6 protein-coding genes are annotated in these 9,907 nt (G+C 73.5%); 4 read left to right on the forward strand and 2 right to left on the reverse strand.

Features of this window, described 5'->3' with window-relative positions; genetic code table 11:
• Window positions 1-224: 224 nt before the first annotated feature.
• The 4 genes from EHS43_RS27315 (at window position 225) to EHS43_RS27330 (ending at window position 6,368) form a co-directional block, all read left to right on the forward strand.
• A complete protein-coding gene (locus tag EHS43_RS27315) occupies window positions 225-1,304 on the forward strand; it encodes a YihY/virulence factor BrkB family protein (protein ID WP_125193410.1) in 1,080 nt (359 codons plus the stop codon).
• Between the two features lie 55 nt (window positions 1,305-1,359).
• A complete protein-coding gene (locus EHS43_RS27320; protein WP_125193411.1) occupies window positions 1,360-1,908 on the forward strand; it encodes a phosphatase PAP2 family protein in 549 nt (182 codons plus the stop codon).
• Between the two features lie 543 nt (window positions 1,909-2,451).
• Window positions 2,452-5,358, forward strand: a complete 2,907-nt coding sequence (locus EHS43_RS27325) for an aminotransferase (protein ID WP_125193412.1) — start codon at window positions 2,452-2,454, stop codon at window positions 5,356-5,358.
• Window positions 5,355-6,368 (forward strand): LacI family DNA-binding transcriptional regulator, encoded by a 1,014-nt coding sequence (locus EHS43_RS27330; protein ID WP_260470734.1) that lies wholly within the window; start codon window positions 5,355-5,357, stop codon window positions 6,366-6,368. The genes EHS43_RS27325 and EHS43_RS27330 overlap by 4 nt, the downstream gene beginning before the upstream one ends.
• Before the next feature lie 27 nt (window positions 6,369-6,395).
• Here the strand turns inward: EHS43_RS27330 and EHS43_RS27335 are convergent, their stop codons facing one another.
• Window positions 6,396-7,463, reverse strand: coding sequence for a LacI family DNA-binding transcriptional regulator (locus EHS43_RS27335; protein ID WP_125193413.1), 1,068 nt, complete (start codon window positions 7,461-7,463; stop codon window positions 6,396-6,398).
• Window positions 7,464-7,581: 118 nt separating this feature from the next.
• Window positions 7,582-9,906, reverse strand: coding sequence for a beta-galactosidase (locus tag EHS43_RS27340; protein ID WP_260470735.1), 2,325 nt, complete (start codon window positions 9,904-9,906; stop codon window positions 7,582-7,584).
• Between the last annotated feature and the right edge of the window lies 1 nt (window position 9,907).

Below are 9,907 nucleotides of genomic sequence, written 5' to 3' on the forward strand. Positions count from 1 at the left end.
GACCTTCGTGGGTGTGTGCCGTGTGGGGGCTCGCTGGTCAGTTGTCGCTCCCGCTCGGGCACTTGTCGTCCAGTTCTTTCGGGCGTCGCCCCCGTCAAGTCGCCCGGCGCCATTGCAGGGACCTCCACCTCCCGTTGGGCAACCCCGGTCGCGCCGGCGGACGCGCTCCCGCTGCTCCCCGCCTCTGGGCTGATTGGCCGGGGCCCCGGGGGTACTCGACGTCCATGAAGCTGCATCTTCCTGGACGCAAAGACCATCACGGCGGCGACGAGGGGCCGGAGCGCGAGGTTCCTCCGTCCGAGGAGGTGGGTCCCGGGCCCGCCGTGGAGGAGCGTGCGCCGGACACACCCGCACAGCTGCCGAAGACGGCGTGGGGCGCGGTACTGCGCGGCAGCATGCGGGAGTTCAAGGACGACGAGCTGACCGACCGGGCCGCGGCGCTGACGTACTACGGCCTCTTGTCGCTCTTCCCGGCCATCCTGGTCCTGGTCTCGATGCTCGGCCTGACCGGCAAGTCCGCCACGGACACGGTGCTGAAGAACCTCAAGCAGTTCACCCCGGGCTCCGCCCGGGACATCATCACCGGGGCCGTCGAGCAACTGCAGAACAAGGCCGGCGTCGGCTCGGTCATGGCGATCGTCGGCATCGTCCTGGCGGTGTGGTCGGCGTCCGGGTACGTCGCCGCCTTCATCCGCTCGGCGAACAGGGTCTACGACATGCCGGAGGGCCGCCCGATCTGGAAGATCCTTCCGGTGCGGGTCGGCCTGACAGTAGTCCTGATGGTGCTCGCCGTGGTCAGCGCCCTGATCGTCGTCTTCACCGGCACCCTCGCCGCCAAGGCGGGCGGCGCGCTCGGGATCGGCGACACCGCCCTGACGGTGTGGTCGATCGCCAAGTGGCCCGTCCTGGTGGTCCTGGTCACGGTCATGATCGCGCTCCTGTACTGGGCCACGCCCAACGCCCGCGTCAAGGGCTTCCGTTGGGTCACGCCGGGCAGCTTCCTCGCCCTCGTCATCTGGCTGGTCGCGTCCGCCGGGTTCGCGTTCTACGTGGCCAACTTCGCCTCGTACAACAAGACGTACGGCACCATGGCCGGTGTCATCGTCTTCCTGATCTGGCTGTGGATCAGCAACCTGGCGATCCTCCTGGGCCTGGAGTTCGACGCCGAGACCGTCCGGCAGCGGGCGATCGCCGGAGGCCTGCCGCCCGAGAAGGAGCCCTACACGGAGCCGCGCGACACCAGGACGTGGGACGAGCAGGACCTCCGCCGGCTGGACGAGTCGGGACCGGCGCGCGAAGCGTGAGGGTCCGATCCGAGCAGGGCCGATTGACTCGGGGAGTTGGGGACAACCGCACGTCATGAGGATGCTGACAGACTTGTGCGAGGTCGACGGGAAGTTGACGCGGCGGGCTGCCTCCCGGATCCCGCCGGGCGTGGGCAGGGCCCTGTCGGCGGTGGAGGAGTCCGCGGAGAGCACCAAGCTGTGGTGCGGTGCCGCCGTCGCGATGGCGTGGAAGGGCGGGTGGCGGGGGCGCAGGGCGGCGGCCGCCGGACTGGTGGCCCTGGCCGTGGCCCAACTGGCGTCGAACGGCCTGTGCAAGCAACTGAACGACCGTCCCCGGCCGCCCGCGGAGTGGATACCGCACGACGAGGTCGCCGACCGGCCCGACTCGTCCTCGTTCCCCTCCGGGCACACCGCGGCCGCGGTCGCCTTCACCGCGGCCGTGGCCCCCGCCTGGCCGGCCGCGGGTGCGCTGTGCGCGCTGCCGGCCGCCATGGTCGCAGTTGAACGGGTGCAGTCCGGAGCCCACTACCCGAGCGATGTCGCCGCCGGTGCCGCCCTCGGCCTGGCCGCCGCGTGGCTCACACGCCGTGCCCCGGCCATGTTCCTGCGCCTGTGGCCGTAGCCACCTGGCCTGTGGCCGTAGCCACCTGAGCCGCGCCGGGCGAGCCGCTCGTCCACAGAACGCCGGGCAGAGGACATCGGTCCCCGCCCGGCCGTCGCTCGGCTCACGCGGCACCGACGCAGCAGCCCCGGCGCTCTCTCGCGCAGGGGCGCAGAAATCGGCCCCGCACACACCGACGGCGCCGCCCCCGGTAGGAACGAGGTCGGCGCCGCAAAGTCGTAGCTCACGCGAAGCGGACGCGTCGGCCCGCTCGAACCTGCTGAGCGGGCCGACGCCGCTGTGTGCCGCAGCCCCACACCGCGGGCACACTCGGGACAAGCCACCGTGGGCCGCCGCCGCGGCTCCCCAGAGACCCAGCCTGCGGGTAACCCGTATCCCCCGGGGTAATCCTCGCGAGCTGTGACGTGTGTGACCGAGGAAGGTGACCGGGGTGCGTTGACCGCGGAACCGGGTTCGTCCTACCGTCGTCGCACGGAAGTGCCGGAACGTTCCGGCAAAGGCGCGGCGCCACGCCGCGGAAGCGGAGCGGAGCGGAGCGGACCCATGGCCCTGCCGTCCACGGACTGGCTGGTGCGACCCGTCGCACCGATCGACGAAGCCGCCGCGGCGGCGGTGCTGGCGACCCGGTTCGGTGTGCGGGGCACCGTACGGGACCTGGGCAGCCAGCAGGACCGCAACTTCCGGGTGCGCGGCGAGGCGGGGGAGTACGTCCTCAAGGTCGCCAACCCCGCCACCGGCACGGCCGAGCTGCGGGCCCAGTGCGCCGCCGTGGAGCACCTGGCCGGTGCGCTGCCCGGCCTCCGGCTGCCCCGGGCGCTCCCCGGCACCGACGGTGACGTGGTGCAGCCCTTCCTCGTGGACGGAGTCGAACTCGCCTGTCGGCTGCTGGAGTTCGTGCCGGGTGAGCCGATCATGGACAGCCGCTACCTCGCCCCGCCCGTCGTGGCGCGTCTCGGTGAGATCGCCGGGCGGATCACGGCGGCCCTCGCGGACTTCGCCGCCCCCGAGTCCGACCGCTTCCGGCCCTGGGACCTGCGCAACGCCCTCGAAGTGATCGAGGCCCTCGCCCCGCACTGGCCCGACCGCGCCCGCGCCGACCGCGTGCTGAGCGCGGCCCGCGCCGCGTACGCCCTCGTGGAACCCCACGCGAAGGACCTCCCGGTCCAGTTCGTGCACGGCGACATCACCGACAACAACGTCGTCTGCGAGAGTGCGCACGACGGCCGGCGGATGCCCGTCGGGGTGATCGACTTCGGGGACCTCGGTACCGGCTGGACCGTGGCGGAACCGGCCGTCACCTGCACCTCCGTCCTGCACCACCACGGCGCCCGCCCCGCCTCCGCGCTGCCCGCCGTCCGCGCCTTCGACGCCGTCCGCCCGCTCTCGGACGAGGAGGTGGCCGTGCTGTGGCCGCTCGTCGTGCTGCGCGCGGCCGTCATGGTGGTCAGTGGCCAGTACGACGTCCTCCAGGACCCCGGCAACGGCTACGCCTCCGCCGCTCTGGACCGGGAGTGGGCCATGTTCGAGTCGGCCGTCTCCGTCCCGGCGCCGGTGATGACCGCCCGGCTGCGCGAGGCACTCGGCCGCCCCCTGCCCCGCCTCGCGGTCCGGCCCGCCCACCGCATGCTGCCGGACCTGCCGGACGGCGTCCCGGCGCTCGACCTCTCGGCGCAGAGCGACGACCTGCACTCGGGCCGCTGGCTGGCGGCGGACGCCGAAACCGCCCTGGCCGAAGGCCGGCCGGCGACCCGCACCCGGCACGGCGAGTACCGCATGACCCGCACCACGCTCGACACCACCGACACCCCGGCCACCTGCGCCCTCGGAGTGGACCTGCATCTGGCGGACCCCCTGGAGGTGCGCGCACCCTGGGCGGGCACCCTCACCCGGCACGCCGACGGCACGCTCGACCTGCGCGGCGACGGCCCCGTCCTGTGGCTCCACGGCGTCACCGACCCCGCCGCGCCCGGTCCCGTCGCCGCCGGACAACGCCTCGGCACCGTCGCCGGGCAGGACGGCGGGCACACCCTCGGCGTCCAGCTGTCGACCCTGGCCGACGACCGGCGACCGCCTCGGTTCGCCACCCCGGACCTGGCCGCGGGCTGGCTGGCGGTGAGCCCGGACCCGACGGCGCTGATCACCGGGCGGGACCCGGGGGAGCCGTCCGCCGACGAGGATCTCCTCGACCGCCGAGACGGGACCTTCGCCGGTGTCCAGGAGCACTACTACGACGAGCCGCCCCGCATCGAACGCGGCTGGCGCCACCATCTCGTCGACACCCAGGGCCGCGGATATCTCGACATGCTCAACAACGTGACCATCCTCGGCCACGGCCACCCCGCGCTCAGCGACGCCGTGCACCGGCAGTGGCGGCGCCTGAACACCAACTCCCGCTTCCACTACGGCTCGGTGGTGGAACTCTCCGAGCGGCTCACCGCGCTCCTGCCCCCCGAACTGGACACCGTCTTCCTCGTCAACAGCGGCTCCGAGGCCGTGGACCTCGCCCTGCGCCTGGCCTGGGCGGCGACCGGCCGCCAGGACACGGTCGCGGTCGAGGAGGCGTACCACGGATGGACGTACGCGAGCGACGCGGTCTCCACCTCGATCGCGGACAACCCGAACGCCCTCACCTCACGCCCGAGTTGGGTGCACACTGTGGCGGCCCCCAACTCCTACCGCGGCCGCCACCGCGGTGCCGAGGCGCGGCGGTACGGTCCCGAGGCCGCCGCGCGGATCACCGGACTCGCCGAACAGGGCCGCCCGCCCGCCGCCTTCATCTGCGAGCCCTTCTACGGCAACGCGGGCGGCCTGCCCCTCCCCGAGGGCTACCTCCGGCAGGTCTACGACGCCACCCGCGCCGCCGGCGGACTGTGCATCGCGGACGAGGTGCAGGTCGGCTACGGCCGGCTCGGCACCCACTTCTGGGGTTTCGAGCAGCAGGGCGTGGTGCCGGACGTCGTCACCGTGGCCAAGGCGATGGGCAACGGCCATCCGCTGGGCGCGGTGATCACCCGGCGGGAGATCGCCGACGCCTACCGCACGCAGGGCTACTTCTTCTCCTCGGCCGGGGGCAGCCCGGTCAGCAGCGTGGTCGGGCTGGCCGTGCTGGACGCCCTGCGGGACGAACGGCTCCAGGACAACGCCCTTGAAGTCGGCGGTTACTTGAAGCGGCGGCTGGAGGAACTCGCCGACCGGCACCCGCTGATCGGTGCGGTGCACGGCTCCGGGCTGTATCTGGGCGTCGAGTTCGTCCGGGACCGCGCGACCCTGGAGCCGGCCACCGAGGAGACCGCCGCGATCTGCGACCGCCTGCGCGAACTCGGTGTGATCGTCCAGCCGACCTCCGACCGCCAGTGCGTCCTCAAGATCAAGCCTCCGATGTGCCTGACCCGTGAGAGCGCCGACGTGTTCACCGCCGCGCTGGACGACGTACTGACCCACGGCTGGTGAGCGGCGTGCAGGGCAGGACCCCCCGGCCGCCGACCGCGCGGGAGGCGCCCGCCACCATCGCCGACGTGGCCCTGGGGGCGGGCGTCTCCAAGACCACCGCGTCGGACGCGCTGCGGGGCCACGGCCGGGTGTCCGAGGAGACCCGCCGGGCCGTCCTGGACGCCGCCCGGCGCCTCGGCTACACGCCCAACCGCAGTGCCCGCAGCCTGCGCACCTCCGTGACGGACACCATCGCGCTGCACATCCCCGAGTTCCTCACCGGCGCCGAGTACTACATGTCGTTCGTCTTCGGCGTGGCCGAACAGGCCGCGCGCTCCGGGCTGAACGTGACCCTGGTGTCCTCCGGCCGTCTCCCGCAGGTCGACGGGCTGATCCTGTGCGACCCGATGCCGGACAACCCGGTCGTGGACCGGCTGATGAAGGCGGGGCTCCCGGTCGTCACGGCCGAGCGCTACGGCGGCGACGGACGGCCCGCCGGGGTGATCTGGTCCGACCACGAGACAGCGCTGACGGAACTCCTCGACCACCTGCGGGCGAGGGGCGCCCGCCGCCCGGCGTTCATCGCCTCCGACACCACCGCCGACTGGGCCCTCACCCTCCAGAGCACCTACGTGCGCTGGTGCGCCGCCCACGACAGTCGACCGCTGCTGCGCAAGGCGCCGTTCGGCGCGGCACCCGAGGTGCTCCGGTCCGTGGTGGGGGAGTTGCTGGCCGACGAGCCGGGCACCGACGCGGTCGTGTGCGCCGCCGACGGGGCCGCGGCGGCCGTGCTGCCCGAGATCCGGTCGGCGGGCCGGGTCGTGGGCGAGGACCTGTTGCTCGCGTCCTGCGTCGACAGTCTGGCGATGCGGACCGCCGAACCGCCGATCACGGCAATCGATCTGAGTCCTCGTCAGATGGGTGCGGAATGCGTCCGGTTGCTCTGCGCGCTCCTGGCAGGCGAGGAGTCGCCGGGCGCCGCGCGCACCCTGGCCATCGAGCTGACCGTGCGGGCGTCCACGGGTTCGTGAGACGTCGGGCCCGGGGCGGAACTGCCCTCAGTGCCGTGGAGCGGGCCCGCTGCTCGCACGGATCACGAGGTCGACGGGGACGAGGGAGGTGGGCCGGGGCGGCTCCGCCGAACCGTCGATACGGCTCAGCAGGAGACGCAGGGACCGGGTGCCGATCTCCGCGAAGTCCGTGCGCACGGTCGTCAGCGGCGGCAGCAGGTGCGCGGCCTCGGGGATGTCGTCGTAGCCCACCACGCTGACCTCGCCCGGCACCGCACGGCCCGCCTCGTGGAAGGCGTGCAGGACGCCGAGGGCCATCTGGTCGTTGGACGCGAAGACCGCGGTGACGTCCGGGCGCCGGGCCAGCCGGCGCCCCAGGTGGTAGCCGGAGTCGGAGCTCCAGTCGCCGAACAGGGGCTCGGGGACGGGCGCCCCGGCCGCCTCCAGAGTGGAACGCCAGCTCGCCAGGCGCTGGTCGGCGGAGGTCCAGCCGCTCGGGCCCGCGATGTGCCAGACGGTGGGGTGGCCGAGCCCCAGCAGATGCTCGGTGGCCTTGCGGGCGCCCTCCCGCGAGTCACCGGTGGCCCGCTCGCTCTCGGGGTCGAAGCCGTTCTCCAGTACCACCAGCGGGGTGTCCAGACGGGTGTCCGCCAGGGCGTTGCCGACCCACAGCTGGGGCGCGATGGCGATCACCCCGTCCGCCCCCTCGGCACTGAGCCGGTCCACGGCCTCGACGACCGTGTCGTGCTCGGCCGAGTCCAGGGAGATGGAGCTGAGCAGGTAACCGGCCTGCTGCGCGGCGGTGTTGATCGCGGTCAGGATCGCGGCCGGTCCGTAGCGGGCCGCGTCGAAGGTGATGACCCCGAGCATCCGGGTCCTGCCGCTGGCCAGCGACCGGGCACTGCGGCTGGGCCGGTAGCCGAGGCTCCGCATGGCCGCAAGGACCGCCTCACGCGTCTCGGGGCGGACGGAGGGGTGCTCGTTGAGCACCCGGGACACGGTCTGCTTGGAGACACCGGCGAGCCGGGCCACGTCGTCCATCACCGGGCGCGAGCCGGCGAAGTTGCGCCGGCTGCGCCCCTTCGGTACGGCTCCCTCGGCGGCGCTTGGGGTCATGGTGGCGGTTCCTCGACGTGGTGGTGGCGGTGGTACGGCGGTCCCGGCCCGCCCGGGGAGCACAGCATAGGCGGGGCCGGGACCGCGGGACGGGTCGGTGACGGGGCTCCGCGGCGGGTCAGCCGGCCAGGACCGACCGGATGTGCCGGGTGACCCACTCGGCGCGGGTGACGGCGGCCGTCCCCCGCTCCTCCCGCGCCCCCTCCGGCAGATGGACCGGTGCCTCGGCGTGCAGCGGCAGCACCCGCAGCCGCAGGCCCCCGGCGCGCAGGTCGTCCGCGGGCAGCCGGTCCAGGCCGATGTCCCAGACCCGGCCGGCGTAGAACTGGTCGGCGACCAGCGTGTCCCCCACGTACGCCCGCCCGACGTCCCCGTGCCAGTGCAGCCGCAGGAGTGTCCCGGGCGGCAGCCCCTCCGGGACCTCGACCCGGTATTCGGCGGCCACGGTGTCGAAGTACTTGTCGGCCGGCGCGCTCGCCCGGCCCTGGACGCCGGTGACGGCCGCGGGGGCGGGCCCGGCGGCCCGTACGAGGGTGAGCTCCGGCACGGACTCCTGGACGGCGGACGCCGCCGGGACCCGGTAGCGCGGGAACACCCCGTCCGCGACCGCCTCCGCGGGCACCCCGTCGACCACGGGCGCCCGCTCGGGCGCGGGCAGCACGGCGAACGACGTCGCCGCCTCCGAACCGTGCAGCCGTACCTCGTCGCGGTCGAAGACCACCCCGTCCGCGCTCAGCACCAGCCGCTCGGCACCCCATGCCCGGCCCCGGTAGACGGTACGGGCCGTCGCCGCGTCCAGCACCAGCAGGCCGGCCCTCCCGCCGTCGGCGGTGTCCACCTCCACGAGGGCGTCGGTGCCGGGGCGCAGTCCGGTCACCAGGAGCCGGCCGTCGACCGGGGCCACAGCGCCGGTGGGCGTGTGCACGGCCGTCACCGTGGCCGTGTCCAGGGCGAGTTCGGGCGCGATGCCGTCGGTGGCGGCCAGCACCAGGACCGTACGGCCGTCGACGTCGACCGTGCACACCGGCTGGGCGGTGGCCCACTCCAGCCGCAGACCGGCCACGTCGAGACGCAGCGGCCAGCAGAAGTAGGCGCCGCCCGGGACGGTGACGGGAGCACTGGGCAGCGTCAACTCATCACCAGGGGAGGGAAATTCGATGCTGAACGACGTCCCCGGACGCTCCGGGAGCTGCTCGTGGGGCTGGTGGTTGTTGACGAACAGGAAGCCCGAGGTGCCGTCGCCGCGCACCGCCCAGCGCAGGGTCTCCCGGTCGAACTGCCCGTCCGGCAGCCGCTCGGGCAACGCCGACTCCATGGGCGCGATCAGATGCCCGAAGTCCGCCAACAGAAGGTGCTGGAGCCGCAGTTCGTGATAGGTCCGCCGGTATTGGCCGTACTCGCCGAGCGGCGCCTGGAAGTCGTACGTCAGGACCGGCAGGTCGTTCGGGTAGCCGGTGGCGTGCGACTCCTGGAGGGTGCTGAGCTCACCAGCCGGGTTGGTGCCGCCGTGGAACATGTAGTAGCCCTGCCAGACCGAGCCGCAGCCGATCTTGGTGAGGCCGAGGGCGCCGATGTCGTCGGGGTCGACGTAGGGCCGACGGTGGTACGAGACCGCCATCCCGCCCCCCAACTCGCAGGTGGCCCAGGGAAACCGGTCCGCGAAGGCGTCGGGCTCGCTGTCGCGCACGCGCACCGGGCGCAGGTCGGAGCCGATGCCCTCGTCGTCGCGCTGATGGGTGAAGAAGAAGTGCTTGCGGCAGGTGTCGGGCCAGCCGCCGTCGGCCTCGGTCCAGAACGCCTCGGTGTAACCGCCGTACAGCGGCAGCAGTTCGTCCGGCGGGAGCCGGACACCGCCCCAGGCGGTCGCCGTCCACAGGGGCGCGCTGAGGCCCGCCTCCTGGGCCATCCGCTTCAGCGTCAGCAGATGGCCGGGCTGGTCGTAGAGCTCGTTCTCGATCTGGATCGCCACGATCGGGCCGCCGTGGGCCCGGTCGAGGCCGTCCAACTGCCCGGCGATCGCCGCGAACCAGGGGCGCACGGCGTCCAGATACGCAGGATCGTCGGTGCGGGGGGTGCAGTCGCGGGCCAGCAGCCAGTCGGGCAGTCCGCCGCCCCGGACCTCCGCGTGCGACCAGGGGCCGATGCGGGGGACGAAGTCCAGGCCGTGCCGCGCGCACAGCTCGGCGAAACGGCGCAGGTCGCGGTCGCCGTCGAAGCGGACGTGCCCCTCGACCTCCTCGTGGTGGATCCAGATGACGTAGCCGGCGACGGTCGTGATCCCGCCCGCCTTCATCTTCAGCAGTTCCTCCTCCCACTCCCCGGCGGGGTAGCGGGAGTAGTGGAACTCGCCGGAGACCGGGAACCAGGCGCGGCCGCCCCGGGTGAGCCAGCGGCTGGTGACCGCGATCGGGTCGGACACCCCGGGGGCGTCCGCGAAGGGCAGA

Source organism: Streptomyces sp. RP5T, from assembly GCF_003933965.1.
Lineage (GTDB): Bacteria > Actinomycetota > Actinomycetes > Streptomycetales > Streptomycetaceae > Streptomyces.

Excerpts from the sequence above, each read along its gene's own strand:
- EHS43_RS27315 (WP_125193410.1), top strand. The coding sequence starts at position 225 with ATGAAGCTGCATCTTCCTGGACGCAAAGACCATCACGGCGGCGACGAG.
- EHS43_RS27320 (WP_125193411.1), top strand. The coding sequence starts at position 1,360 with ATGAGGATGCTGACAGACTTGTGCGAGGTCGACGGGAAGTTGACGCGG.
- EHS43_RS27325 (WP_125193412.1), top strand. The coding sequence starts at position 2,452 with ATGGCCCTGCCGTCCACGGACTGGCTGGTGCGACCCGTCGCACCGATC.
- EHS43_RS27335 (WP_125193413.1), bottom strand. The coding sequence starts at position 7,463 with ATGACCCCAAGCGCCGCCGAGGGAGCCGTACCGAAGGGGCGCAGCCGG.